23 protein-coding genes and 1 pseudogene are annotated in these 24,455 nt (G+C 55.0%); 13 read left to right on the forward strand and 11 right to left on the reverse strand.

Features of this window, described 5'->3' with window-relative positions:
• Positions 1-6: 6 nt before the first annotated feature.
• The 6 genes from RT613_RS05645 to RT613_RS05670 form a co-directional block, all read right to left on the reverse strand.
• The gene (locus tag RT613_RS05645; RefSeq protein ID WP_313613647.1) at positions 7-465 is read right to left on the reverse strand and encodes a ribonuclease H; all 459 of its coding nucleotides are present in this window, start codon (positions 463-465) and stop codon (positions 7-9) included.
• A 27-nt stretch (positions 466-492) separates the two neighbouring features.
• Positions 493-1,287 carry an ABC transporter ATP-binding protein gene (locus tag RT613_RS05650; protein WP_313613648.1) on the reverse strand — a complete coding sequence of 265 codons (795 nt, stop codon included), beginning with the start codon at positions 1,285-1,287 and terminating at the stop codon, positions 493-495.
• Positions 1,284-2,321: an ABC transporter substrate-binding protein gene (locus RT613_RS05655; protein ID WP_313613650.1), complete on the reverse strand. Its 1,038-nt coding sequence runs from the start codon at positions 2,319-2,321 to the stop codon at positions 1,284-1,286. Before RT613_RS05655 ends, RT613_RS05650 begins: the two co-directional genes overlap by 4 nt.
• Positions 2,322-2,364: 43 nt before the next feature.
• Complete coding sequence (locus RT613_RS05660) at positions 2,365-3,189, reverse strand: ABC transporter permease subunit (protein ID WP_313613651.1); 825 nt, start codon at positions 3,187-3,189, stop codon at positions 2,365-2,367.
• 102 nt (positions 3,190-3,291) lie between these two features.
• On the reverse strand, positions 3,292-5,730 hold the full coding sequence (locus RT613_RS05665) for a membrane-bound PQQ-dependent dehydrogenase, glucose/quinate/shikimate family (protein WP_313613653.1): 2,439 nt from the start codon (positions 5,728-5,730) through the stop codon (positions 3,292-3,294).
• A gap of 232 nt (positions 5,731-5,962) precedes the next feature.
• Positions 5,963-6,862, reverse strand: a complete 900-nt coding sequence (locus RT613_RS05670; protein ID WP_313613654.1) for a LysR family transcriptional regulator — start codon at positions 6,860-6,862, stop codon at positions 5,963-5,965.
• Between the two features lie 292 nt (positions 6,863-7,154).
• On the opposite strand from RT613_RS05670, the gene RT613_RS05675 reads away from it, so the two are divergent.
• The 3 genes from RT613_RS05675 to RT613_RS05685 are packed head-to-tail and all read left to right on the forward strand — an operon-like array spanning position 7,155 to position 10,803.
• A complete protein-coding gene (locus tag RT613_RS05675) occupies positions 7,155-8,582 on the forward strand; it encodes a cytochrome c (protein WP_313613655.1) in 1,428 nt (475 codons plus the stop codon).
• A gap of 44 nt (positions 8,583-8,626) precedes the next feature.
• A complete protein-coding gene (locus RT613_RS05680; protein WP_313613657.1) occupies positions 8,627-9,154 on the forward strand; it encodes a sugar dehydrogenase complex small subunit in 528 nt (175 codons plus the stop codon).
• A gap of 14 nt (positions 9,155-9,168) precedes the next feature.
• Positions 9,169-10,803 carry a GMC family oxidoreductase gene (locus RT613_RS05685; RefSeq protein ID WP_313613658.1) on the forward strand — a complete coding sequence of 545 codons (1,635 nt, stop codon included), beginning with the start codon at positions 9,169-9,171 and terminating at the stop codon, positions 10,801-10,803.
• A 120-nt stretch (positions 10,804-10,923) separates the two neighbouring features.
• On the opposite strand, the gene RT613_RS05690 is transcribed toward RT613_RS05685, so the two are convergent.
• Positions 10,924-12,366 (reverse strand): diguanylate cyclase domain-containing protein, encoded by a 1,443-nt coding sequence (locus tag RT613_RS05690; RefSeq protein WP_313613660.1) that lies wholly within the window; start codon positions 12,364-12,366, stop codon positions 10,924-10,926.
• A 237-nt stretch (positions 12,367-12,603) separates the two neighbouring features.
• Between RT613_RS05690 and RT613_RS05695 the strand changes: the two genes are divergently transcribed.
• From RT613_RS05695 to RT613_RS05705, 3 genes are all read left to right on the forward strand, one after another.
• Positions 12,604-13,131, forward strand: coding sequence for a cupin (locus RT613_RS05695; RefSeq protein ID WP_313613806.1), 528 nt, complete (start codon positions 12,604-12,606; stop codon positions 13,129-13,131).
• A gap of 105 nt (positions 13,132-13,236) precedes the next feature.
• A complete protein-coding gene (locus RT613_RS05700; protein WP_313613661.1) occupies positions 13,237-13,677 on the forward strand; it encodes a pyridoxamine 5'-phosphate oxidase family protein in 441 nt (146 codons plus the stop codon).
• 184 nt (positions 13,678-13,861) lie between these two features.
• Positions 13,862-14,101 carry a hypothetical protein gene (locus tag RT613_RS05705; protein ID WP_313613663.1) on the forward strand — a complete coding sequence of 80 codons (240 nt, stop codon included), beginning with the start codon at positions 13,862-13,864 and terminating at the stop codon, positions 14,099-14,101.
• Between the two features lie 214 nt (positions 14,102-14,315).
• On the opposite strand, the gene RT613_RS05710 is transcribed toward RT613_RS05705, so the two are convergent.
• Positions 14,316-14,465 carry a hypothetical protein gene (locus RT613_RS05710; RefSeq protein ID WP_313613665.1) on the reverse strand — a complete coding sequence of 50 codons (150 nt, stop codon included), beginning with the start codon at positions 14,463-14,465 and terminating at the stop codon, positions 14,316-14,318.
• 69 nt (positions 14,466-14,534) lie between these two features.
• Positions 14,535-15,434 (reverse strand): YghX family hydrolase, encoded by a 900-nt coding sequence (gene yghX / locus RT613_RS05715; protein WP_313613666.1) that lies wholly within the window; start codon positions 15,432-15,434, stop codon positions 14,535-14,537.
• A 181-nt stretch (positions 15,435-15,615) separates the two neighbouring features.
• Here yghX and RT613_RS05720 point away from each other — a divergent pair, with 181 nt between their 5' ends.
• Positions 15,616-15,927: a hypothetical protein gene (locus RT613_RS05720; protein WP_313613668.1), complete on the forward strand. Its 312-nt coding sequence runs from the start codon at positions 15,616-15,618 to the stop codon at positions 15,925-15,927.
• Positions 15,928-16,074: 147 nt separating this feature from the next.
• Positions 16,075-16,329, forward strand: a complete 255-nt coding sequence (locus tag RT613_RS05725; RefSeq protein WP_313613670.1) for a hypothetical protein — start codon at positions 16,075-16,077, stop codon at positions 16,327-16,329.
• A gap of 55 nt (positions 16,330-16,384) precedes the next feature.
• Here RT613_RS05725 and RT613_RS05730 read toward each other — a convergent pair whose 3' ends face one another.
• Positions 16,385-17,590, reverse strand: a complete 1,206-nt coding sequence (locus RT613_RS05730; protein WP_313613672.1) for a DUF3422 domain-containing protein — start codon at positions 17,588-17,590, stop codon at positions 16,385-16,387.
• A 280-nt stretch (positions 17,591-17,870) separates the two neighbouring features.
• On the opposite strand from RT613_RS05730, the gene RT613_RS05735 reads away from it, so the two are divergent.
• Positions 17,871-18,893: an LLM class flavin-dependent oxidoreductase gene (locus tag RT613_RS05735; protein WP_313613673.1), complete on the forward strand. Its 1,023-nt coding sequence runs from the start codon at positions 17,871-17,873 to the stop codon at positions 18,891-18,893.
• Between the two features lie 52 nt (positions 18,894-18,945).
• Here the strand turns inward: RT613_RS05735 and RT613_RS05740 are convergent, their stop codons facing one another.
• A complete protein-coding gene (locus RT613_RS05740; RefSeq protein ID WP_313613674.1) occupies positions 18,946-19,239 on the reverse strand; it encodes a WGR domain-containing protein in 294 nt (97 codons plus the stop codon).
• A 398-nt stretch (positions 19,240-19,637) separates the two neighbouring features.
• Here RT613_RS05740 and repA point away from each other — a divergent pair, with 398 nt between their 5' ends.
• From repA to RT613_RS05760, 4 genes and pseudogenes are all read left to right on the forward strand, one after another.
• Positions 19,638-20,849 carry a plasmid partitioning protein RepA gene (gene repA, locus RT613_RS05745; protein ID WP_313613676.1) on the forward strand — a complete coding sequence of 404 codons (1,212 nt, stop codon included), beginning with the start codon at positions 19,638-19,640 and terminating at the stop codon, positions 20,847-20,849.
• Positions 20,846-21,895, forward strand: a complete 1,050-nt coding sequence (repB, locus tag RT613_RS05750; protein ID WP_313613677.1) for a plasmid partitioning protein RepB — start codon at positions 20,846-20,848, stop codon at positions 21,893-21,895. The genes repA and repB overlap by 4 nt, the downstream gene beginning before the upstream one ends.
• Positions 21,896-22,130: 235 nt before the next feature.
• Positions 22,131-23,399, forward strand: a complete 1,269-nt coding sequence (gene repC / locus RT613_RS05755; RefSeq protein WP_313613678.1) for a plasmid replication protein RepC — start codon at positions 22,131-22,133, stop codon at positions 23,397-23,399.
• Positions 23,400-23,899: 500 nt separating this feature from the next.
• Positions 23,900-24,455 (forward strand): annotated as a pseudogene (locus RT613_RS05760) (AraC family transcriptional regulator); the annotation flags it as partial.

A 24,455-nucleotide genomic window follows, 5' to 3' on the forward strand; every position in this document is an offset into this window, starting at 1 on the left:
ACGTGGTCAGGTGCCACTGCGGGCCAGACTGTCGGCTAGTTCATTGCCTTCGATGCCGGAATGGCCTTTGCACCACTCGATGTCGACACCCTGCTGATCAAGCAGCAGGCTGTCCAACTCTTGCCACAGATCTGCATCCGGTATCTGGCGTTTGCGTGCCCTCTGGTTGGGGTTGATCCGTTTCCAGCCATTGCCACGCCATATCGCCCGCCAGCGATGACACCCCTCGACGACATGGGTCGAGTCGGTGCGTAGAATGGCTCGCCTGCCAGCAGCGTTGAGCTCAAGCCATTTCAGTGCGTTAAGTACTGCCAGCACCTCAAACCTGTTGTTGGTTATCCCTGCCTCTTTACCCTGCGTCTTGTGAATTAGATGCTCTGCCTCGTAAACGACAAATGCCCAGCCACCCGCCTGGATAACAGGGTCATGGGAGCCATCGGCGTATATGATCAATGGAACGGTCATTAAAAATCTGCACGTAGGATTCTGGCTTTACACTGGTGTGCCTGAAACCGTCCTGGCGATCAAACGAAGTTCGTTCGAAACATCTGCGAGATGACTGTAAAATTGCGGATGTGTGCGACGGTCCGAACCATCCTCACCCCACGATGGACGTATTTCCTTGACGAAGCGGCCCGGTGCTGCGGCCATCAACATGATCCGGTCGCCAACAATCAAGGCTTCTTCGACAGAATGGGTAACAAGGACAGTTGTCATGGGCGCTGCAGAGGATGACGTGGTCAGGTTGATTAAAGCCTGCTGCATGTCTTCTCTCGCCAGCGGGTCCAGGTTGGCGAAGGGCTCGTCGAGCAGCAGAAGAGGAGCGTTCAGAGCCAAGGCGCGGGCAAGCGCCAGACGCTGTTTCATGCCACCCGAAAGCTCATGCGGCCATTTATGCGCGTGACCTTGCAGGCCGACCCTCGACAACAGCTCATCAACCCGCTGTTTTTTCTTTGGTTTTGACTGAGCTTTCAGAACAATTTCAATGTTGTCCGCTGCATTCCTCCAGGGCAACAAACGTGGGTTCTGAAACACCAACGCTGAATTGACACCCGGACGCGGTAACGCTCCCGCAATCTCGCCGCCAATGTTAATTGTGCCGCTGCTGGCCATCATGAGACCACTCAGGATATGCAACAGGCTCGTCTTGCCGCAACCGGAGGGGCCGAGAATAACAACCCTCTCTCCTTGCATGACATCAAGATTGATGTCGCGTAACGCCACAACACCCGAATAGTCATGGTTTAGAGCTTTAACAACCAGCAAGGGGTGTGGCGCGTCGGTCATTCGCGGTCCAATGCGTCGCCGAGATTGGAGGGCCCGATTTTTGCCAGAACACGATCCATGGGGGCGAAGTCTGCCCAGTTTTCAACCTCAATCCGAAATGGCGTGTCTTCACCATCAACTCTGACAACAACACCTGACTGAGTGTTTTTGGCCGTGTAAATCAGCTCACCAAATTGCAAACCGCCATTCACTGTCCAGCTCCCCTGGTAAATTTTGGCCAGTTCGGAAAGGGTTGCTGGTGTAACATCCGGCCGCGCCCGTTCCATGGCTGCGACCCATTTTTCAGGCGCCTGAGCGTAATCCCTGGCGGCCAGTGTCAGAGCCTCCAGAACCTTGTCCACCTCGTCGCGTCGTGTTTCCAGTGTGCTGTGCCGTATGACATCAACCTTGGTGACGAGTGGAACGGTGTCGAAGAAATCCGTGACATCGACCAGAACCTTGAAATTGTCGCGCTCCGGCATGGCGAGAAACGATCCGATCGACATGGTGGTGGCGTCGATACGTCCTGTCGCCAGCGCCTGGGCGCGGACCTTTGGTTCGCCGAGCGGCACAAGCTGCAATGTGTCGACATTTACCTTGTGGCCTTCCAGCACCCGGCTGGACAGTTCATGGTCGAGGCTGCGAATGCGGCCAATCCCGAATGAGGATCCGGCCATGGTTTCGAGCGTCAAATCCTTTCGGCCGGCGATGACATAGGGGATCGTTTTGCCTGAGGAATGAATGGCCACCACATCACTCACGCCTTCACGGTGCAACGAAATCAGCGCATCGACCGAAATATTGGCCATCTCCCCCTGACCTGAGCGGAGGGCGGCAACAGCCATTGGTGTTTGGGCGGTGGGCACCAGTTCCACATCGACGCCAGCTCGTTCAAAGTAACCCTCTTCCTTGGCCAGATAGAGAAGCGAGTTTGGAACGAGTGGCGTTTCGGTCTCCGTCACAATGATGCGGAATGGATCAGCAAGCACAGGTCCGGCGGAAAGGCTGACGCCGAAAGCGAAGAAGAGACCAATGGCCTTGATAATATGTTTCATCTCAAATGTTGCCTGTCAGGGGTATTGGAGGATTTCAGCCTGGCTATCGGCGTCGCGATGGCGGTGAAAGACGATTTTCGAGGATGGACAGCAGGCCGGTGAACACAGTGCCAATCGCGGCATAGGTCATGACAACCGCCAGATAACGGTCCATACGGAAACTGTTGCCGTAAGCTTGCAACAGCGCGCCAAGGCCGGTCATTGCGGTGTAGAAATCTGCAATGACTGAAGTGACAAGGCCCGCAATCGCGCCAAGGCGTAAACCGGCCATGATGTGCGGGAACGCCGCTGGCAGGTAAAAATGTCTGATGCGGCCGATCCAGGAAATATCATAGGCCGTTGCCATTTCGCGTAAATCGGGGTCAAGCCCCTGTATGCCGGTCTGGGTATTGACCAGCACCGGCATGACTGCACCGAGCGCAATAATCAGCACCTTTGCCTGCCAGCCCAAGCCGAGCAGCAGCACGATAAGCGGTATCAGTGCAATGACCGGTAAGGCTGCTGCGGCGTGGATGAAGGGAGCAAATGTTCTCGACAAAAGCGGTATGCTGCCGAAGAAAGCGCCAAGCAAAATTCCAACCACGGCAGCAAGCAGAAATCCGGAGAGATAGAGGCTCAGCGTTGTGCCCAATGCGATCAGGAAATCCTGCCGATTGTCTGCCAGCATCAGGAAAAAGGCATCAATTGTCAGTGCCGGTCCAGCAAAAAAGCCATTTGGGAGGACGTTGGCCAGCCAGATCCAGCACATCCACAGGCAGAGCAGTACGGGAAACCGCAGCCAGACATGCAATGGCACGCGCCAAAGCCAGTTCAGGTCATCACGGAACGAGCCCAACTCGTTGCGCATCCATGCCTTGAGTGAAGTCATGATCGTCATCCAGTCACGAAAAATGTGACCCATCACAGTGTATTATCGGCTGTGGAATTGACCGGCGCAGTTTTTGCACGCGCCGGTCGATATGTCACAGACTTAGTCGAGACGGTAGGCGATGACCGAGTCTCCAGCTGTCGTGCCGAGAGAGCCATGGCCACCGGCAGCGATGACGACATATTGTTTGCCGTCCTTGCCACGGTAGGTCATCGGGGTTGCCTGACCGCCCGCTGGCAGTTTGTGCTGCCACAGCGTCTTGCCGGTCTGCATGTCATAGGCGCGGATGATGTCATCAAGAGCCGCGCCGGTGAATGCAACACCACCGGCCGTCGTCAATGTGCCGCCATGGGCAAGCATGCCCATTTCGAACGGAATCGGGAACTGGATGCCCGCCACCTTCTGGCCAGCAACGGTACCGTTACGGTGTTTCCACGCCGTTGTGCCATCCGCAAGGTTCACACCAACGCGCACACCCCATGGTGGCGTGTTGCATGGCACCTGAAGCGATGAACGCATATGGGAGATGGACACAGCGTAAGGACCACCCAGGTTTTCGTTGCCTGGCTTGGACTCACCACCTGCTTCGCCGGGCTTTCCGAACATACGCTTGTTCAGCTCGCCTTCCGGGCGTGGGAACAGCTTGTAGACGTATGGCAGATATTGCGGCGTTGCGATCATCCAGCGGTTGACAGGATCGACCGCGACGGAACCCCAGTTGAAGACACCGATATTGCCCGGCCAGACAATCGAGCCGGTCGTTGTTGGTGGCGTAAACGAGTTTCCATCATAGCGGTTGGAGCGGAACGTTACTCTGCATTCGATCTGGTCGAATGGAGTTGTTCCCCACATGTCGGCTTCTGTCAGCGGTGCAGGCGTGAAGCTTAATGCGGACATCGGCTGCACTGGTGACAGTTTTTCGTTCGGGATATCGGTTTCAGTCGATACCTTCATGTCCCGAACTGGCTGGATTGCCTTGCCGTCACGACGATCGAGAACCCAGATGTTGCCTATCTTGGTTGGGATCAGGATTGCAGGAACGTCTGCACCATCATGTGGCAGGTTCAAGAGAACGGGCTGTGAAGGGTTATCGCGGTCCCAGAGATCGTGGTACGAGGTCTGGAATTTCCAGACCATGCGGCCCGTTGCGATGTCGAGTGCTGCAAGAGCATCGACATAGGCCTGATCTTCTTCCGAGCGGAAGACACCAACCTGGTCTGGCGATTTGTTGCCGAATGGCACGTAAACGAGACCGAGCTTTTCGTCTGCCGCAAACTGCGTCCAGGCAACTGCCGAGTTAGGCTCGTAGAGCTCACCCGCTTGCAGCGGACGTGTGTCATCCGGCTTGCCTGCGTCGAATTTCCAGACGATTTCGCCGGTGCGCACGTCATATGCGCGGATAACGCCCGACGGGTTGTTTTCGTAATAATTATCGGCAATCGCGCTGCCGAGGATGATGAGATCCTTGGTGACGAGAGGAGCCGACGTCTGCTGGTAGGTTGCGCGTTGCAGATTGGGCATCTGCGCCTTGAGGTCAACATAACCATTGTCGCCAAAGGTCGTGCAAAGTGCACCAGTGTCTGCATTCAGCGCATACAAACGTGCATCAACTGACGACGCGATGATGCGGCGTGGGCACTCGGCCACGGCAGCAGCGAATGCCTGAGCCTTGACTGGATCAGTGTCGGCTGGTGGGACGTAAGCACTGGAGTCATCATAGGATACGCCACGGCACGTCTGGTGCTGGAACTGGTTGTCACGCTTCATCTGCGGGTCGAAGGACCATGCGAGCTTGCCGGTTTCCGGTTCCAGTGCCTGAACGATGTTGTGCGGCGTGCAGAAATAAAGCAGGCCATTCACTTTGATCGGCGTCGCCTCGAACGTGTATTCCTTGGCATCAACGGCGTCACCTTCACGAAGGTCGCCGGTGTGATGTTCCCATGCCACCTTCAAACCGGTGATGTTGGTGGTGTCGATATCCTTCAGAGCGGAATAACGCTGGCCGAGGTTCGTACCGCCATAGGCAATCCAGTCATTGGCTGGGTAAGCCACGCCGCTTGGATCGACTGCGGCATCTCCAGCCGTTGCGACCTTTTCAAGCGTGCCCTGCTTTTCCATCGGGTCGATGAACCAGACGGCAAGTCCCATGACAGCGATGACGGCAACCACGGTGCGCAAGGCAAGCGGACCGTTTTTCAGGCTGAACGACCAAAGTTTTGCAGGCTTGTCGCGCAAACCACTGACGACAAATGGCAGGGAAAGCAGCAGACCGATGAAGATGATCAGCGCGCCACGTGGTATCCACTGCCACTTGTCGAGACCGACTTCATACAGGGTCCAGATGAACGACGCAGCAAGGGTCAATGCATATATGCTAAGGCCGCTTTGACGTTGCCGGACGAGTTGAATTCCAGCGATCAGCAGGCCAATGCCCATGACCACATAGAAAAAGCTGCCGCCGATGATTGCAAGCCGCGCTCCGTAATAGAGGATCGCAGCTCCCAGTAGTGCGGATACAATACCGCCTAACCGAGCTAGCATGGCTCAAACTCCTATTTAATTTCATTGGGGAGGACCGGAGGTCCCAAGATGGGTGCTGAGGCGGATTGTCACATCAGCCTCTAGTTAACGTGATAAATGTCAATGCTGCGTTGCACAACAGATTAATCAATAAACCCGCTAAATAAGTATCTCTATGCTGCTAATTTGTGGTTTTCTCACAATTTGATTTTGCGATGCAGCAAAAATGGTGTGATTGATCAATGCAGGAGGCTTAGATCGAAGTCACGTCGTTCACATAGGACAGCAGGTGCTCAAGAAACTTCTTTCCATGATGGGGAAGCTGTTCCTGCTTGCGGACACAGAGATAGAGTTCTCGATCGGCCCAATCATCAAGGATCTGCACCACGCGAAAATCCATGAACTGGCGATAACGATGGGCAGCACTTTCCGGCACCACGGCGACGCCTGCGCCATTGGCCACCATGGCGCAGATGCCCTCAAAGCCATCCATGCGCATGCGGATATCGACATTCCGCCCAAGTTCGACCGCGCGTCGTCGCAGAAACTGCGAGAGCGCCACTTTCTGCTGCAAGGTGATCATCCGTTCATTGAGCACGCGTGAAAAATCGGTGGTGTCCCGCAAGGCGTGATTACTTGGCACCACCAGTACCAGCTTGTCGGGCACGAAACGCCAACGTTCCAAGCCGGTCATGTCGGCAGAGGCTGCCACGATGCCGATATCCGCCTCTCCGTTCCGCAGCAGCGAAACCACTTCCAGACTTGGTTTGTCGGCAACCGAAATGCTGATGTCAGGATGTGTGGCCAGAAAACGCCCCATGACCGCCGGCAGATGTTCGGCCAGCATATTGGTGTTGGAGAGAAAACGGATGCTGCCGCTGTGACCATGGGCGAAATTGCCAAGTTCGACCTCTATCCTCTGAGCGCTGTTCAGCACCTGCCGCGCATGCCGCGCGAGCATGTCGCCGGCAAGTGTTGGACGAATGCCGCGACCTGTGCGTTCAAATAGCGGCAGATTGAAAGCCTCTTCCAGTTTCTTCAGGCGGGCGCTGACTGCTGCCACAACGATGTTGTTCTGAGCGGCTGCTGCCGTCAGGCTGCCGCCATCCACGGCCGACAGGAAGATGCGAAGGTCTGTCAGATCGAATTTCATGGCGCTCAACCTTTCACATCTGGTGAAATCTGATTACAGAAAAAACCGCCTAGTCAAATCAATGAGCCCGGCGTTATGACACTCGTCAAGTCGTACCCGCGACACATCGCCACGCCGATGGTTCAACGTCGAACTATCTAAATCAGCGTTTTCACGCAAGAATTGCTTCGAAACGAACGATATTTTCTGCGATGTTGCGATCCGGGACACGGCGACACGCATCGGCCTTGCTCCTGGGAGGAGAAGCCTGGTCTGGCACTTATCGTTCATGCTTGATGAAAGCACGTTGACCATGCCCAAGCTTCTTCCCGCCTTGCCCCCGCTATTTCTCTGTCTCACCGCGCTGGCCGCTTCTTTCGGTCCGGCGCTTGCGGAAGACAAAAACGCAGCCTCTTTGGACCTGATAAGTCGCGGTCGTTATCTGGCAACGGCAGCAGACTGTGCCGCCTGTCATACCGCGCCGCATGGTGGAGCACCCTTTGCCGGTGGGTATGGCATCGACACCCCGCTGGGCAAGATTTTCTCGACGAACATCACGCCATCAAAGACCAGCGGCATCGGTGACTACAGCGAAGAAGAATTTGCGCGCGCTGTTCGCGATGGCGTCGCTAGAGATGGCAGCCATCTTTATCCGGCAATGCCCTACACGGCCTATGCCAAGATCACCGACGATGACATGAAGGCGCTCTATGCCTATTTCATGAATGAGGTGAAGGCAGACGACCACAAGCCGGAACGTACCGAACTGCCCTTCCCCTTCTCCATGCGGTCTTCCATGGCCGTCTGGAACATGTTGTTCCTCGACAAGATCCGGTTTGAATCTAATCCGACAAAGTCTGCCGAATGGAACCACGGTGCCTATCTTGCCGAAGCGCTTGAACACTGTGGCACCTGCCATACACCGCGAAATGGCTTGATGGCGGAAGATGGCAGCCTGCCCCTGGCCGGTGGTACCGTCGGTCCCTGGTTTGCACCCAATATCACCTCCGACAAGGTGGCGGGCATTGGTGGCTGGTCGGACGCTGATCTGATCCAGTATCTCAAAACCGGGAGTGTTCCTGGCAAGGCGCAGGCTGCCGGCCCGATGGCCGAGGCAGTGGAAAACAGCCTCCAGCATCTACCAGACGAAGATATCAAGGCAATTGTCACCTATTTGAAGGATGTGCCGGCTGTTGCGGGTGGTGATGAGAAACCCCGGTCGGATTTGGGCAAAGCATCAACCGAGGTCGAGGCATCGCTGCGCGGGCTGCCGGGCCAAGAGCCGAACGAAAACGGCTGTCATATTTTCAGCGGCAGCTGTGCTTCCTGCCACCAGCCGGAAGGCCAAGGCAATCTGCATTACCCGTCGCTGTTCAACAACACCGCGACGGGTGGTCACCGTGCCGACAATCTGATCGCCACCATTCTTTACGGCGTGCATCGCACCGTTGGAGAGACGGTTGCCTTCATGCCGGCATTCGGGCCTGACGCGTCCTACACCGACCGGCTGTCGGACGATGATATCGCTGATGTCACCAATTACGTTCTGGCCAATTACGGCAACCCGGCCGTCAAGGTCAGCGCTGCCGATGTCGCATTGATCCGTCAGGGTGGTGAAAAACCTTTGATCGTCAAGCTCGCACCACTTGCTGCTCCGGCAGCGGTTGCCGGTGCTGTTTTGATCATCGGATTGCTGACCTGGATCTTGATGCGTCGCCGTTCGCGCCACGCTCAGGCCTGAGCTCACTCTTCCCTTTTTGCATTCAAGCTCCCCTGGAGGTTCTGATGCCTTTCGATAATTCTTCTCCGGCCTTGTTTGGCCATTCCGTCTCACGCCGTGGTTTGCTGCGCGCCACGGTTGCTGTTGCCGGTCTCGGCGTTTTTGCCGACCTTGCGGGCCCATTGTCTGCTTCGGCTGCCGACGATGCCGTTGCATCCTTTACCCAGCTGTCAGAATTCCTGACCGGCTACACGCTCGACCCGGTTCTTGGCGGCCGGTTTCTTGCGGCCTTGAAGAAACGTGATGCAGAGCTGGATGCCAGCATGGCTGCATTGTCCGATCTCATCAAACAGTCCGGCGTGCCCAACATGGATGGTTTCCTTGCGCTCTCAGGCACGGATCCGGCGCTGATGAAAACCGCAACCAAGATCGTGTCTGCCTGGTACCTCGGCGTGGTTGGCGAGCCGGAAGATGCCGAACTCATCACCTATGCGGACTCGTTGATGTATCGCCCGACCAAAGGTCTCCTCACCATTCCGTCCTATGGGCCTGGGCCGAATGCCTGGGGACGCAAGCCCGGCAGCAAGATCTGACAGGAAACAACAACATGGCAAACACATCATTTGATGCCGACCTGATCGTCATCGGATCCGGCGTAATGGGCGGCATCGTTGCTGCAAATCTTGCCAAGGCAGGCAAGAAGGTCATCGTGCTGGAAGCTGGCCCGCGCGTTAATCGCCGCGAAATCGTAGAGACATACCGCAACGCGCCGGTCAAACTTTCGCTCGCCAATGCCAAGCTGCAAGGTGCAGGCTCCCCCTTCCCCAGCATGCCATGGGCGCCATCGACCTATGGCGATTACCTGCAATATGAAGGTCCGGTGAAATACAACACCTCCTATCTGCGAGTGGTGGGCGGAACGACCTGGCACTTTGGTTCGGCGCTGTGGCGCATGATCCCCAATGATTTCAAGATCCAGACGCTTTACGGTCGTGGCCGTGACTGGCCGATCGGTTATGATGACCTTGAGCAATATTACAACAAGGCCGAACTGGAATTGGGTGTGACCGGTACGGACGGGCAGGACGAAAGCGGTCAGGGCGGTGGCCCGATGCCGCCGCGCTCGATGCCCTTCCCGATGAAACAGCTCAACTCCACCTACATGTTCGATACACTGGCGGAAAAGCTGCAGGTCGGTGGCTTCAACCCGGTAATGGAGCCGCATGGTCGCGCCTCGCGTCCCTATGGCAACCGCCCTGTCTGTGCAGGCAACAACAACTGCAATCCGGTCTGTCCGATCGGTGCGAAATATGATGGTTCGATGCATATTGACGAGGCGGAACGCCACGGTGCGATCCTGCTCGACAATTCGCCGGTCTATAAGATCGAGGCGGGTGATGACGGCAAGATCACCGCGATCTGGTACAAGAAACCGGACAATTCCGAACACCGTCTGACGGCGAAATATTTTGTGCTGGCGGCCTATGGCATCGAGTCAGCCAAGTTGCTGTTGATTTCCACCTCGGAGAAATATCCAAACGGCATCGCCAATTCCTCCGACCAGGTTGGTCGCAACCTGATGGACCATACCGGTATCAGCATGAACATGCTGACCAAAGAAGATATGTGGCCGGGTGAAGGCCCGACCGAGCTGCTCGTCTATCTCAACCAGCGTGACGGCGAATTCCGCAAGGATTATCCGAGCTACAAGATCAAGGTGCGCAACACGGTTCCAACAGCGCAGCTGACCGAAGGTTTTATCAAGAAGGGTATTCTTGGCTCGAAGCTCGATGAGCAAATCCGCAAATATTCGGCCCGCTCGCTGAACTGGGCCATCGATTTCGAGCCGCTGCCATTGGCTGAAAACCGTGTCACGCCTTCGAAAACCAAATTCGATGCGCTCGGCATTCCTGTTCCGGTTCTCTATTACAGCGTGACCGATTACTGGAATGCAGGGCGTGACCGCGGATTGCAGGACCTCAACAAGATCGCCGAATTGCTGGATGCCGAGGTGCTATCCACCGATGTCAAATGGCAAAACCGTCAGCACGTTATGGGCACGACCCGTATGGGCGATGACCCGACGGATTCGGTTGTTGACCGTGACTGTCGTACACATGATCACCCCAACATGTTCATTGCTGGCACCAGCGTCATGCCATCGGCATCCTGCATGAACCCGACATTGACGGGCGCTGCACTCAGTGTGCGGATTGCCGAACAGTTGATCAAGGAAATCTGATTATTTGAAACAGAAACCCCTTGGATGTCGCCACTTTTAAAATGGCGCGTCCAAGGGGTTTTTGACGTTTCAGCTTATGAACCGCATCTGTCCCTGCCAACTCGCAGAGACGATTTAGGGTTACATTTTCCCACCGGCATAAACGGCAAGCGAACTGCGGGTATCTTCTGCCTGTGTCAGGGATGCGAAAGTGACGACCGCTCCACGACCTCTGGCTTTGGCGGCATAAAGTGCGGTGTCTGCCTGTTTCAGGGCCTGATCACAATTGCCGCCCACACTTGTCAGTGGCTGGCTCAAACCGAAAGACGCGCCAACGGAGACCTGCCCGCTTTCCAGCGAATAGGGTTCGGACAGAAGCGCCGACAATTTGCGACAGCGCCATTCTGCCTCCAGCATCGAGACGGACGGCATGAAGACGACGAATTCATCGCCACCAAGGCGAAATGCGACATCATTTTCCAGCCCGTGTGTCCGCAGGCGTTCGGCGACATGTTTCAGCAATTCATCACCGGCAGCATGGCCATATCTGTCATTGACGCCCTTGAAACCGTCGAGGTCGATGCAGGCAACGACCAGGCCGCCCATGGCTTTCAGCCTTGTAAATTCCATTTCCAATCTGGCGCGATTGGGAAGGCCGGTCAGGAAATCATGGGTTGCTGCGTGGCGCATGTTTTGTTCGGCTTCAACCAGTGATGCCGCCGCCTGGCGGGAAAGCCTTGTAACAAACAGACCGCCGACGATCAGCACGATGGTGACAGCAGAAATCAACGGTAGAGATTGGCGCAGCAAATCACGGGCTGGTGTTGGCGGACGCCAGGAAAGAACCTCCGTCTGTCCGTTCAAGCCAACGGCAATTGCAACACGTGCGCGTTCGGTTGGCACCAGATTCATAGGGCCGATAAGAACGTCGTTGAGAATAAAACGTGTGCCGACAAATTGTTGCAGGCTGCCGGCAATGGGTGTCGCAGAAATCAGGATGGGCGCAGAACGGCCGCGCGGTGTCGCTGTTCTGAAATCAGGCTGAAAAAGACTTGCGGTCAGAAGAACGGCGTCGGTTCCGATCACCTCGATCTTGCTCAACGCAACTGGTGCCGGAATACCATTGGTGGCGATCGGGGTTTCGCGGGAGCGAATATTGTCGAGGAGGGATTGGGCGTCCTTTGCTATGGCCTCGGCGCCGCGCAGGAAGAACGGACGATCCATCACCTCGTCTGCCGTTCGCGAATAGATCATTTCGCCATCGGCATCGACAATGGCGGCGAAACGGGTTCTCGACGTGCCAATCAGTGAAAGGCCGATATTGCGGTCTGTCCATTCGTAGTCGAACTTGTTGTCGATCTTGGCGATGGATTCATCCCAGATCGTCCAGGCGGTCAGAGCGAACTCGACATCTTCGATCCATATCGAGATGTTTCTCTTGACCAGTGTTTCCTGACGTTCCCGCACATCGGCATCAAGACGCTCCACAGCGTAATATGGGATCGCTGCAAGCCCTGCGATGAGAATTGCGATCAATATGAGCGCGGGGCCGACCAATTTGAATTGGGTAAAGCGCGTGGTCACGTGTTGAAATCCTGGTCCATTTGAAGACGCGACCCTACAGGCCCAGCATTTTCGGAAATGTTACTGACCGCTAATTTTCATGTGTTTGGGTTAACGCATTTTTGCCGTGTGATTTTGTCGATTTAATTCAGCTTTCCAGCGCATTGACATATTTCAGAGGTCGTCCGGGAACGAAGCTGGAAATACTGGTGTTTCTGTGAAGGATTGCGGATCAGCTTGAGGAAGGAAGGCATGGTCATGGATGTGGAGGAAATGACATTTGAGCCGAGCGCCTGGGTGCCCAACAACGCGTCACTTCCCGTTTTGCTCTACCGACTGCCGCTGGATGGCGTTGACCTCAAGAACGGTTTTGAAGCGCTGTTTGCGAGAAACGGCTGGACGGGGATCTGGGCAAATGGCGTTTTTGATTATCAGCACTATCACGCCGGTGCCCACGAGGTTTTGGGCATCGCGCGCGGCACTGCCACATTGTTGATTGGTGGGACTGACGGGCGAAAATTACAGGTCTCAGCGGGGCACTGTCTGGTGCTTCCTGCCGGAACCGGCCATCAGAACCTCGGCTCGTCGCCGGATTTTCTGGTGATCGGTGCCTATCCACCCAATCAGCATGCCGACATCCAGACATCGGCGGCCAGCAAGGACATGTTGTCGAAGATCACATCCGTTGCTCTGCCATTGACCGATCCTGTTCAGGGTAGCTCAGGTGCTTTGATCGAGCGTTGGCGCGTCTCTCAAAACGGAACTGTTGGGTCGCGCAGCCGTTGAGCATTCAGTTTGCCAGTTGGTTCGATCAATGGTCTTTCGGTTCACATTCATCTGACGCGAACACCATCTGGCGAGGCCATCCACTGACGGAGAGGAGGAACGTCAATGACCGCAGCCATGAGCATGGATGATCTCTCAAAGCGTATCTGCAAAATTGATTTCTGCATGATGTGCACGCGTCGTGACGATGGCCGTATTGCCACCCGTCCTATGAGCAACAATGGCGATGTCGACTATGACGGCGACTCCTGGTTTTTCAGCTATGAGGATACCGCAAAGATTTCGCAGATCAGCCGGGATAACAACGTTACTCTGACCTTCACCGAGCCGCCCAGCCTGTTGGGCAAGCCGGGCATATTCATTGCAGTCGATGGTGCCGCAGAACTCATCACGGATCAAAGCTGTTTTGAGGAGCATTGGACAAGCGGGCTTGATCGCTGGTTTCCCGAGGCAACGCAGACCCCAGGGCTTGTTCTGATCAAGGTGCGTGCCAACGCCATCCATTATTGGGACGGCGAAGAAAACGGCGTTCTTAACCCGTCGTGACATGTTTCTTGCGACCGTCCTGACTGATGGTCGGGACGGCGGAAAACCCGCGGGCTGCCTCGATACGTTGACCGACCTGCCTGTACCTTACTGCTTGCGAAGCAGTGCGCTGTTCTGGGCAGGTTTGCCATTGTTGCCAATGCCTGCTGCGGTAATCTTGGCTTTCCCCTCGCCTTGAAGGGTCATGGTGGCTTTCCAGCCATTATTGTCATCCAGCTTGACGGAATTACCCGATACGGAGCCGACGACCTTCGGGCGTGGAAAGCCGTTATTGGTCCAGAATGTGACCTTGCCGTTGGAGATTTTGACGGTGGTCTTTCTGCCGCCGCCACTGCTCGTGCCGCTCCATGTGCCGTCCCAGGCATTTGCCTTGGCGGCCTTGGTCTGCGCAAATGCCGGTGTCGTCGACGTGATAGTGATTTAGGCAACCGCGATTGCCGTTGCAATGAAGATATGGCGCATAAGATGTCCCCTGTTAGACGCGGGCCAAGGCTACCATGCGCCAACAGGGGCCTTCGTCCCCGGAATGGGTGACGAATTTCATTTATGGCTAAAACCAAATGCTCAAGAGACTGATCTCGCCGCCATGCCAGTGCCGCAGCGCTGCCGCTGGCGTTTTGCGCCGATAAGCTGCCGCCTCACGCAGCTTGAGTATAAGCGTGGCGCTTTCCGTCATCGCAACCGTTGCGGATGATCCCCACAGGCGTTTCCGCCGTGTAAAGGATTTCGGTTTTTAGAGCGGTCTTCTGAGCGAAATGAAGCAGCAGCGCCCCGATACTGCGCTGCATGATCTCGACCACCGTTTTTACGCTGACGCCAAGGGCGCGGTTTCCTGACCTTAGCGCCGTGCCGGGCTGTCAGACCAGGTGTTTGTTGAACCAGCCTATCGTGCGTTCCCAGGCAAGCTTGGCTGCTTGCTCGTCATATCGTGGAGTGGAATCATTGTGGAAACCGTGGTTTGTGTCGGGATAGACATAGGCCTCGTAGACCTTGTTGTTTTCCTTCAGCGCCGCTTCATAGGCAGGCCAGCCCGCATTGACGTTGTCGTCATGCTGGGCATATTGCAGCAAGAGTGGCGCCTTGATTTTGGGAACATCGCCGGCCGGGACCTGGCGGCCATAAAACGGTACGGCGGCGGCAAGTTCGGGATAAGCGACTGCCGCAGCATTGGATACGCCACCGCCGTAACAGAAACCTGTTATGCCAACTTTGCCGGTGGTGAGTTCGCTGGCCATCATCCATTCAATGGCGGCAAAAAAATCATTCATCAGCTTGGTGGGGTCGACCTGCCGCTGCAGCTCACGGCCTTTTTCATCATTGCCGGGGTAACCGCCAACCGAGGTCAGGCCATCGGGTGCCAAGGCAACAAAACCTGCCTTGGCGACACGGCGTGCAACATCTTCAATATATGGGTTCAGGCCACGGTTTTCGTGCACCACAACGATACCGCCCTTGCGATCGGTGACCGCAACTTCCTCTTTTGCAGGGCGTACGAGATAGGCGCGTACCTCGCCATTGCCGTTTGGTGAGGGGTAAGTGATGTATTCCGCCACGATATCCGGGTCCGTGAAGGCAATCTGCTGCGCCAAGGCATAGTTGGGCGTCAGCGCGCCCAGAAGTGCAACGGCAGTCATGCTGCCAACGGCGAACTTGCCAGCCCGATCGAGGAACTCTCGTTTGGTGATCCGCCCGTGAGCGTAGAAATCATAGAGTTCGAGCAGTTCCTGCGGGAAATCTTTTGCGGTCAGGCGCGTCATGGTTCCTCCAGCGAGTTTTTAAACCTGCCGAACCATACTCCGCTGGCGAAGGGAGGGAATTCAATTTTTGGCGAGCAGGACCTGATTGTGGCCTGCGTTGAGAGCAATCACCCAAATTGGGGATGACAAGGCATTTCGGCTGATTTTTCATGGTGTCGGTGAAACCGCATTGGGGGATAAAATGCGTAACCTGATCATTGTTCTTTCGGCTGTTATGATGTCGACCGCGAGCTTCGCTGCCGAGGAACGCCCGGCGACAAAAGCGGAGATTGAAAAAATCGCCGTTGGGAAGACAGTCAACGGCAGACTGAAATACACCAAAGACGGTCGTTATACATTTGAGGGACGCAATCCGGGGCGATACACGATTTCTGCCGGCAAGATCTGCATCAAGTTCGACGACGGTCGAAACCGCTGTGACCGCATCGTAACCGATGGCAAAAAATACACGATGGTGACCTCCCAAGGGGAGAGATATCCATACGGCAGGTGAATGACGACATAGTGATGTGCACAAAATGCCTGCCCGGGAACGCCTTTGGCCCGTCTGAAATCAGGTGCCACATAATGTTCTGAATTCTTCAGCTATGCCTAACATGGCCCTGTCTGTTATCTTTGCTCCTGATATGACGGCAATGACATGCAAACAGAGGTACTGACAGTGCAGGACGAAACAGATTTCTCGCAGTATCTGAACTGTGAGGTGGAATTGAAACTGAGCGGGCCAACTGGAAAGGTTCTCGACAGATCCTGCGCCAATGCTCTCAGAGCATTGGCAGACCGATTGGAAAAGGGCGATTTCGAGGATGGGCTACATCCCGTCACCGATAATGCCGGCAAGCTGATCGGTGCGATTTACATCGATTATTCAGACACTGCCGAATTGGCCGATTGAATTTATTGCGGTGTGGTGAATATCCTGAGCAGCCATGGCCTTGGCTGACTTTTGCTCATGCCTCATGTTTGAGGGCATGTTTGACCCGCAATATGGTAACGCAAACCGCGACGATGACGACCGGGATCGATACCAGCATGACCAATGGGCTCAAATGATAACCCGAATGCTCCAGGGTTTCGAACACCGTTTTTAGCAGGCTGAGAAGATAATAGCTGATGGCTATGATCGAAAAACCTTCCACAGCGCGCTGGATCTTGACCTGGGTTGCGGCGCGATCAGCCATTGCCTGGATTTGCACGGCATTCTGGTATTCGATTTCCACCTGAATGCGCGTCTGAAGCAGGTCGATCAGGTGCATTGTTGCGTGCGAAAGCTGCTCTAACCGCACAGCCGTGGCGTGACATGTGCGGACTGCCGGATTGAAACGGCGGGCAACAAACACCCCAAAACGCTGAAAACCGGCAACATGCTGCTCCCTGAGTTCGGTGATCCGCTCTTCCACGATTTTTGCATAGGCGGCTGTCGCACCAAAACGGGTTCGGGTCTCGGCTGTCGCAGAAATGATCTCGGCCGATAGTGCGGAGATTTCGTCGAGAAGCGGCTTGTGCTGCGAGGTCGACGTATTCAAATTCCGGCTGGTCAACTGCACAAGCTTGGCATCAAAATCCATCAGCCGCGGTGAAAGGCGGCGCGCTTCGGGAAGCCCGAGCAGCGCCATGGCGCGGTAGGTCTCGATTTCGTAAATCCTGCGAACCATGCGCCCGAGGCGGTAGGCGTTCAAATCCTTGTTGAACAGAATAATCCGGCTGCCTTGATCGTCATGCACACGGAAATCCGAGCAGACCTGTGCAGCCCCATCGCCTATCGACGATGCGGCGGTATCCCCAAATTCAAATCGCCTGAGCACCGTCCCCAATTCATCTGGAGCAGGCCCGGTGACCAGAATACCGACACGGCAGATGAGACGGGCATCAGCAAGGCCAGCAATTTGCGCGTAGTCTTCAGTCGTGCTTGTCGAAACCGGCCAATCGCCACCGGGGTTGTCAACGGGATAAACTCTTGTGACAGTTACGAATTCCGTATGGTGTTCGACCTGTGTCTTGAAGGACGCGTCTTCCGTGATCTTGGAGACATGGTCGATCATGTCAGCTCTCGCGTTGGATGCTGTCGGCATGAAAGCGACATGTTCAACAAAGGCTGGGCCTTCAAAATAGATCGACGGACGGGCATGTAGTTCTGAATTGAAGTCGAGTGACATAAGGTTCCACTCCGCGGCAGGCATGGCAAAATGTAACATTGCTTTAGCAATCACCACACATGATAGCGACCAGTGATAAGCCTTGTGACAGTATGTCGCGACGGCTGTTCGAGTGCGATCCGCAAGCCGTTGTTGGTTCGTCGAGTCCGGATATTTGTTGTTCACATTTCGACAACACGCTGTCTTCGTTTGCCGGATTGGATAAGGGCGGGTGATGCCTATATGAGAGGCAACATCGACGCCGGTTTCCGGCATGTCTCCAACGTTTCGAAGGCCACCCATGAAAAAGATCGGATTTTTGTCGTTCGGGCATTGGACGCCCTCCCCCCAGTCACAAACACGTTCGGCTGCCGACACGCTGCTGCAGTCGATTGATCTTGCCGTTGCGGCGGAAGAGTTGGGCGCTGATGGTGCCTATTTCCGTGTCCATCACTTCGCGCGGCAACTCGCCTCGCCGTTTCCGTTGCTGGCCGCTGTTGGTGCCAGAACCAAGAGCATCGAGATCGGCACTGGCGTCATCGATATGCGCTACGAGAACCCGTTCTACATGGCCGAAGATGCCGGCTCTGCCGATCTGATATCCGGTGGACGTTTGCAACTCGGCATCAGCCGTGGCTCCCCAGAACAGGTCATCGACGGCTGGCGTTATTTTGGTTTTCGCCCTGCTGAAGGGCAAAACGATGAGGACATGGCGCGCCAGCATACGGAGGTTTTTCTGGAACTGTTGAAGGGTGAAGGCTTTGCACAGCCGAACCCTCGGCCAATGTTCCCCAATCCGCCCGGTTTGCTGCGGTTGGAACCACATTCGGAAGGTCTGCGCGAGCGCATCTGGTGGGGTTCAAGCTCAAATGCGACGGCTGAGTGGGCCGCGAAATTGGGCATGAACCTGCAAAGTTCAACGCTCAAAACCGATGAAACCGGCCAGCCGTTTCACGTCCAGCAGGCGGAGCAAATTCGCGCTTACCGCGCTGCCTGGAAAGAAGCTGGCCATGCCCGCGAACCACGTGTTTCGGTCAGCCGAAGCATCTTTGCACTGGTCAATGACATGGACCGGGCCTATTTCGGTTATGGCAACAAGGAAGGCGACACGATCGGTTTCATTGATGACAAGACACGGGCGATTTTCGGCCGCAGCTACGCTGCCGAACCGGAGGCGCTGATCGCACAGCTGAAGGCCGATGAGGCAATCGCCGAGGCCGATACGCTGCTCCTGACCGTGCCAAACCAGCTTGGCGTGGCCTATAATACCCATGTAATTGAAACAATCCTGACACAGGTCGCACCGGCCCTCGGCTGGCGTTGATAAATGCCTGGGTAATGAAAAAGGGTCGGTTTGCCGGCCCTTTTTTCTGCGCTTATGACGGACTTGCACCGAAGGTTTGGACACTCCGGTTCAGTCGCATCGTTGCATCTTGATAACCACGGCGAATTTTCTGCCGTTCAATGCGCAAGAGCGCAGTGTATGCATCGTCTGGATGCAAAAATGTCTCTATCATTGTCTGTCCGGACGAGCCGATACGCCCCCAGTTTCGAATGAGGGAGGCCTCGCCAAACAGCGTTGGCTGGATCGTCAACATGTAGAAACGATGCATGTTTTGCGCCGCGTTAATACGTTGAAGATGAACGATGTTTTTTGCGGTTTTTGTCATGGCTGGAGTGTCGTCTCTAACGGTTACATCGTCCAACGACTAATCTGAATCGATTGGCTTGCATTGATTCAGATTGGTGATGGGTTTGGCGCAGCTCGGCACAGCGATTCGCAGTGAATCGTTAAACACACATCCATATTCGCCTATCTGACGCATATTTGAGTAATTTTCATGCGAGGGTGTGCTTTGAGTTGCAATGTGTTTTCCCACGATGCGACGCATGGTTAAGGCATTGGTAATCCAACAACAAATGTCTTAACGCGGACGTGAAAAATCACGTTTAGATGCCGATATTCATATCTGATTAACCAAGTTGGATTTGACGAAAATGTGGAATCGGGTAACTGTCGCTCGACGGTAAATTACTGACAATCACGAAAAAACCGTCGTGAGGCGAAATGACAGCGAACCAGCAGCGAATTCAACCCATAGAATCATCGGCAATAAAGATTAGCCGACAGGCTCAGCTGCTGTCTGCCCAGCTCCAGTCTATTCGTGAAAGATTGTATGAGCCGGAGATCGAAAAGAGCCTCAAGACCTTCACCTCTCGTGAAGTCGCGACCTTGCTTGGCATTGCTGAATCGACCCTGCGTCAGATGTCTCTTGATGGCGAAGGTGCAATTCCTGACCGCCAGGACAATGGCCGGCGCATTTACACGCTTTCCCAGGTCAATGAAATTCGCGAACATCTTGCTCGCAAACGTCCGGCTGACGCCTTGGAATTCCTTCCGCGCCGTCGCCCCGGTGAGAAACTGCAGGTTATAGCCGTTGCCAACTTCAAGGGCGGATCGGCCAAGACCACCACAACGCTGCATTTGGCGCATTATCTGGCAATTCAGGGGCTTCGGGTGCTTGCGATCGACCTTGACCCGCAGGCTTCGCTGTCGGCGATGTTCGGTTATCAGCCGGAATTCGATGTCGATGAAAACGAGACCGTATATGCGGCCATTCGTTATGATGAGCATCGCCGCCCGGTTCGCGAGGTCATTCGCAAGACCTATTTCGATGGTATCGACCTGATCCCGGCGAACCTGGAATTGATGGAATATGAGCACGAGACACCACAGGCGATTGCCGAAGGTTACGGGCGTGGCGACGAGATCTTCTTCCGCAGATTGTCATCGGTTATTTCGGAAGTCGAAGCAGATTACGATATTGTTCTGATCGATGCCCCGCCACAACTCGGCTATCTGACACTTGGAGCGCTGTGCGCGGCGACCGGATTGATGATCACCATCCATCCGGCAATGATTGACGTTGCCAGCATGAACCAGTTCTTGGCGATGATGAGCGATCTGATGGGCGTCATTGAGGATCGTGGTGGTGCTTTGAACCACGATTTTATCCGCTACGTCATTACCCGCCACAATCCCAATGACGGTCCGCAGGTGAACGTCGTCACCTTACTGCGTTCGTTGTTCAAGGAAGATGTCTTGGCGCCGGCCGTTGTCGAAACCACGGCCATTGCCAGTGCGGGCCTGGAAAAAAAGAGCCTTTACGAGCTTTCACGGGGCAGTGTGGGGCGTGACACGCTGACACGCGCGCTCGACTCCGTCGATGCGGTCAACCGTGAAATTTTCCTTCACATCAAAGACGTGTGGGGTCGATGATGGCAAATCCCAAAGAACGCAATCAGCGCATGAAAAGCCTGTTTGGCAACGTGGATACGGCGGCGCTTGAAAAGCACACGCCTCTGGCCGTTGTTGACCATGACAAGCGCCGCGTTGGCTCCACGGCCGTCAAATCGATGGACCGCGCCTTTGTATCGATTGAGGACGAAAACAGACGTCTGCATGACCAGCTGCTGTCTGCTGAATCAATCATTGAGCTCGATCCCGAGCGTGTTGTTGCGTCGTTCGTCAATGACCGCCTCGACATCGAAGGGGATGCGACATTTCAGGCCTTTGTTGAAGGCATAAAGGAAGCCGGGCAGAAATTGCCTATTCTGGTACGCCCCTTGCCCAACAAGCCAGGCCACTATCAGGCGGCTTATGGCCATCGGCGGCTTCGCGCCTGCCAGATCCTCAAGCGTCCGGTCAAAGCCATCGTGCGTGACATGAGCGACGAAGAGCTGGTAGTTTCGCAAGGTATTGAAAACTCTGAGCGTTTGAACCTTTCGTTCATCGAGCAGGTACTGTTCGCGCTTACTCTGCGTGAGCGTAAATATTCACGTGAAATCATCTCCGATGCGCTGGGCCGGAAAGAAGGCAAAAATCTTGCCTATATTTCAATCCTGACCAACACCGCCTCGCTGATCCCGGAAAACCTTATCCGGTTGATCGGTCCAGCCTCAACGATCGGGCGCCCGAAATGGGAAAAGCTTGGCTCGCTGATCAAGGATCGTCGGCTGAATGCTGCACAAGACAAGGCGGTTGATGAACTCACGGCATCGCCGTCGTGGGCATCGACGGGAAGCGACCAACGCTTTTCATTGATCATGGATGCTCTGGATCAGTCCGCGAAACGAGAGCCCGTCGCCGTCGATGTCATGGTCGCAGGTGGCGTCGTTATCGGCGCGAAGCGGACCGAAACCGCAACACGAATTTCAATTCCGGACAATCGCCTTCCTGGGCTTTCGGACTGGCTGCTGCAACGGCTACCCGAGCTTGTCACGGAGTTTCACGCACAACAACGAAAGGATTCTGGGATGAGCTAATCGCCAGAACGGAAAAAGGGCCTACCGACTGCAATCGATAGACCCTTGAACCATTGGCCAACGGAACAAAAAGCACCGTCAACATCAGCTGTAACGATCTGATTCTAAGACGGACGAGCGTGTTAATCAAGTCTCTGTAACTATCGGAGACCGTTTTTTTGCGCCTAAAATCCGGTGGCTTCCTGAAAATCGACCAAATTGGGAATGCGATCGCTCGGATCGCAGCGGGAAAGCTATGACTGAAGCTTCTGCGGTCGCGTCGTTCAGGCGCGTTACTCCTGGGATTGTTGCAAGCGCGCGCTTGGCGATGGCGAATGACGTTCCGGATACCACAAAATCTGAAATTGCCCTCCTTCTAAAAAAAGCAGCACCTGTCCTGGGCATTGATGGGACGACCTATCATGTGATGGATATTCTGCTCGGGCTGTCCCGCGCCGATGACTGGAAAGGTGCAGGCCGCCCCGTGGTCGCGATTTCCAATGCCAAGTTGGCGGAATATACAATGCGTTCGGAGCGCACGGTCATCAGATGCATCCGCCGTTTGGTCGAGGCGGGGATTGCTGCGTACCGCGACAGCTCGACGGGGCGTCGGTTTGTTTATCGTAATGATAGCGGCGAGGTTGTTGCCGGTTTTGGTATCGACTTCACGCCGGCGCGCGTGCGTGTCGAAGAGCTGACACAGGCTGTCAGCCAGTACCAGCAGCGCTTGGCGATCGAGCTCGCAGCCAAACGTGACATTGCTCGATTGTCGCGCGCCATCGAAGACATGTGCGTTGCCTATCCTGATGAGACCAGAGATGTCAGGCTGGAGCTTGCTGCGATTCGCACATCACGCAATGATCTGATGACGAGAGCGCAGGAGACTCAGGCGTTACATGAAAAGGTGACGAGAAGTCTACCTGCAGAAGATGTTCCGTTTAATATGACATGCGAGGGTGACATCAACGTCACTCCTATTATTAATACAACCCTAGAATCTTCATCTGCAAGTAAGAATAAACGGCCTCGCTCTAACGAGCGGACAGACATTTACAATAACGACCGCAAAGCGGCCGATTTAGCTTTTGAAAAAAAGCATTCGGCAAAATCAACCATTCAGCAAGATCAACCTGATCCTCAACATAGAGATGTTGATACAATTCAGGGTGAAATCCTTGGATCAGTGTCCGTTGGATTGCTCCAAGCCGCCTGCCCCGAAGCTCAGGCAATGATCGGTGTGCAATTTGACAGCTGGGCAGCGCTGTCTCGTTCGGGAGAAGCGTTGCGAAGGATGATCGGCCTGTCAGAAGCCGGTTGGGCGGATGGAAAGGAAAAGGTTGGCTCTTATGCCGCTGCGGCAATTCTTGCGACCGTGCTTGAAAAGTCGATCCGTGACCCTGAGCAAATCAGCAAACCTGGTGGATATTTCCGCGCGATGATTGACCGTGCCATCGATGGCAAGCTGAATCTTGAGCGGAGCCTGTTTGGACTTGCCGACAACAGATATGGAAAGCCCGAAAAGTAACAGCTGTAACTTTTGCCTTGGGAACATTCGCCTGCTCTATGGGAGCCGCATTTCCAAAGGCGGTCCTTTGGTCGGTGCCATTCTCTTGGACAACAAAGCTCGGGTTTGCTCTAGGGGAATTGAGACAAGGTTTATGTTGCGGCCTGTCCTCAAAAGTAACAGCTGTAACTATTATGGGGAGCGCGGCAGAGAGACATCCAACTCTCTATTTGATGAAGAGAGACGGGCAGTCGGTGCAGATCATGTCTTTGGCAACCGGTTGATCGCCCTGCCCTCCTCCGCCTCCTCTCCCCCTGAATTGAGACGACACCCTGGTGGCGTCCGGGATGAAACTGGTCACACGCGCAGCGGCAAAACGATCTGCCACTTCAGGGAACTGGCGGATGGCCAGTAAATTGGAACTTAGGCCAGCATTGGTGAAGGCAATGGTCTACGGTCAAAACCATCTTTGCTATCGGTCCAATAAATCCTATGACACCAAGACGGATGATGGGGACTGAATGCAATTGCAATATGTGCGTGACGATCAAAAAAAACAGGATACGAAATCGGACGCTGAGGTGTCGATCTTTCCAGTCAGTCAGGCGACAACGGCAATATTCACCAATCTCTATTTACGGCTCACCTTCCTGTTCTTCATCCATTCCGGATCAAAGCGTGTGATCTGCCCGATCAATGGCGAGATGATTGGTGAGGTTGGAGACGTGATGATTTTCCCGTCTGGCCTGGTTGAGACAATGCAAAACCGACCCATCCTGAATTCAAGCTATCGCGCCGACGGTGTCTGCTTTTCGCATGAAATGGTGGAGACAGTTTTTGGCGACCAGCCGGTGCGTGGCCCCGCACCTGGCATTCAGATCATGCGTGGCGGAACAGGTGAGGCGCAGTCGATCCTGGAGCTTATAAAAGAGACCATCACGCGCGACGATCTCATGTCCGCCATCAGGCGTCATCGGCTGATGGAGCCATTGATCTGGTTGCGAGACAATGGAATTCAGCGCCCGGTCGGACACAAGGAAACCCCGTGGACAAAGGTCCGCGATCTGATCGAGACGG

The organism is Agrobacterium sp. (assembly GCF_032092815.1).
GTDB lineage: Bacteria > Pseudomonadota > Alphaproteobacteria > Rhizobiales > Rhizobiaceae > Agrobacterium.

Coding starts and splice junctions, on each gene's coding strand:
- RT613_RS05650 (WP_313613648.1), bottom strand. CDS start 1,287: ATGACCGACGCGCCACACCCCTTGCTGGTTGTTAAAGCTCTAAACCAT.
- RT613_RS05670 (WP_313613654.1), bottom strand. CDS start 6,862: ATGAAATTCGATCTGACAGACCTTCGCATCTTCCTGTCGGCCGTGGAT.
- RT613_RS05720 (WP_313613668.1), top strand. CDS start 15,616: ATGCGTAACCTGATCATTGTTCTTTCGGCTGTTATGATGTCGACCGCG.
- RT613_RS05725 (WP_313613670.1), top strand. CDS start 16,075: ATGCAAACAGAGGTACTGACAGTGCAGGACGAAACAGATTTCTCGCAG.
- RT613_RS05665 (WP_313613653.1), bottom strand. CDS start 5,730: ATGCTAGCTCGGTTAGGCGGTATTGTATCCGCACTACTGGGAGCTGCG.
- yghX (WP_313613666.1), bottom strand. CDS start 15,434: ATGACGCGCCTGACCGCAAAAGATTTCCCGCAGGAACTGCTCGAACTC.
- RT613_RS05740 (WP_313613674.1), bottom strand. CDS start 19,239: ATGACAAAAACCGCAAAAAACATCGTTCATCTTCAACGTATTAACGCG.
- RT613_RS05655 (WP_313613650.1), bottom strand. CDS start 2,321: ATGAAACATATTATCAAGGCCATTGGTCTCTTCTTCGCTTTCGGCGTC.
- RT613_RS05645 (WP_313613647.1), bottom strand. CDS start 465: ATGACCGTTCCATTGATCATATACGCCGATGGCTCCCATGACCCTGTT.
- RT613_RS05730 (WP_313613672.1), bottom strand. CDS start 17,590: ATGTCACTCGACTTCAATTCAGAACTACATGCCCGTCCGTCGATCTAT.
- RT613_RS05680 (WP_313613657.1), top strand. CDS start 8,627: ATGCCTTTCGATAATTCTTCTCCGGCCTTGTTTGGCCATTCCGTCTCA.
- RT613_RS05685 (WP_313613658.1), top strand. CDS start 9,169: ATGGCAAACACATCATTTGATGCCGACCTGATCGTCATCGGATCCGGC.
- repA (WP_313613676.1), top strand. CDS start 19,638: ATGACAGCGAACCAGCAGCGAATTCAACCCATAGAATCATCGGCAATA.
- RT613_RS05710 (WP_313613665.1), bottom strand. CDS start 14,465: ATGCAGCGCAGTATCGGGGCGCTGCTGCTTCATTTCGCTCAGAAGACC.
- RT613_RS05695 (WP_313613806.1), top strand. CDS start 12,604: ATGGATGTGGAGGAAATGACATTTGAGCCGAGCGCCTGGGTGCCCAAC.
- RT613_RS05705 (WP_313613663.1), top strand. CDS start 13,862: ATGGTGGCTTTCCAGCCATTATTGTCATCCAGCTTGACGGAATTACCC.
- RT613_RS05735 (WP_313613673.1), top strand. CDS start 17,871: ATGAAAAAGATCGGATTTTTGTCGTTCGGGCATTGGACGCCCTCCCCC.
- RT613_RS05660 (WP_313613651.1), bottom strand. CDS start 3,189: ATGACTTCACTCAAGGCATGGATGCGCAACGAGTTGGGCTCGTTCCGT.
- RT613_RS05675 (WP_313613655.1), top strand. CDS start 7,155: ATGCCCAAGCTTCTTCCCGCCTTGCCCCCGCTATTTCTCTGTCTCACC.
- RT613_RS05700 (WP_313613661.1), top strand. CDS start 13,237: ATGACCGCAGCCATGAGCATGGATGATCTCTCAAAGCGTATCTGCAAA.
- repC (WP_313613678.1), top strand. CDS start 22,131: ATGACTGAAGCTTCTGCGGTCGCGTCGTTCAGGCGCGTTACTCCTGGG.
- repB (WP_313613677.1), top strand. CDS start 20,846: ATGATGGCAAATCCCAAAGAACGCAATCAGCGCATGAAAAGCCTGTTT.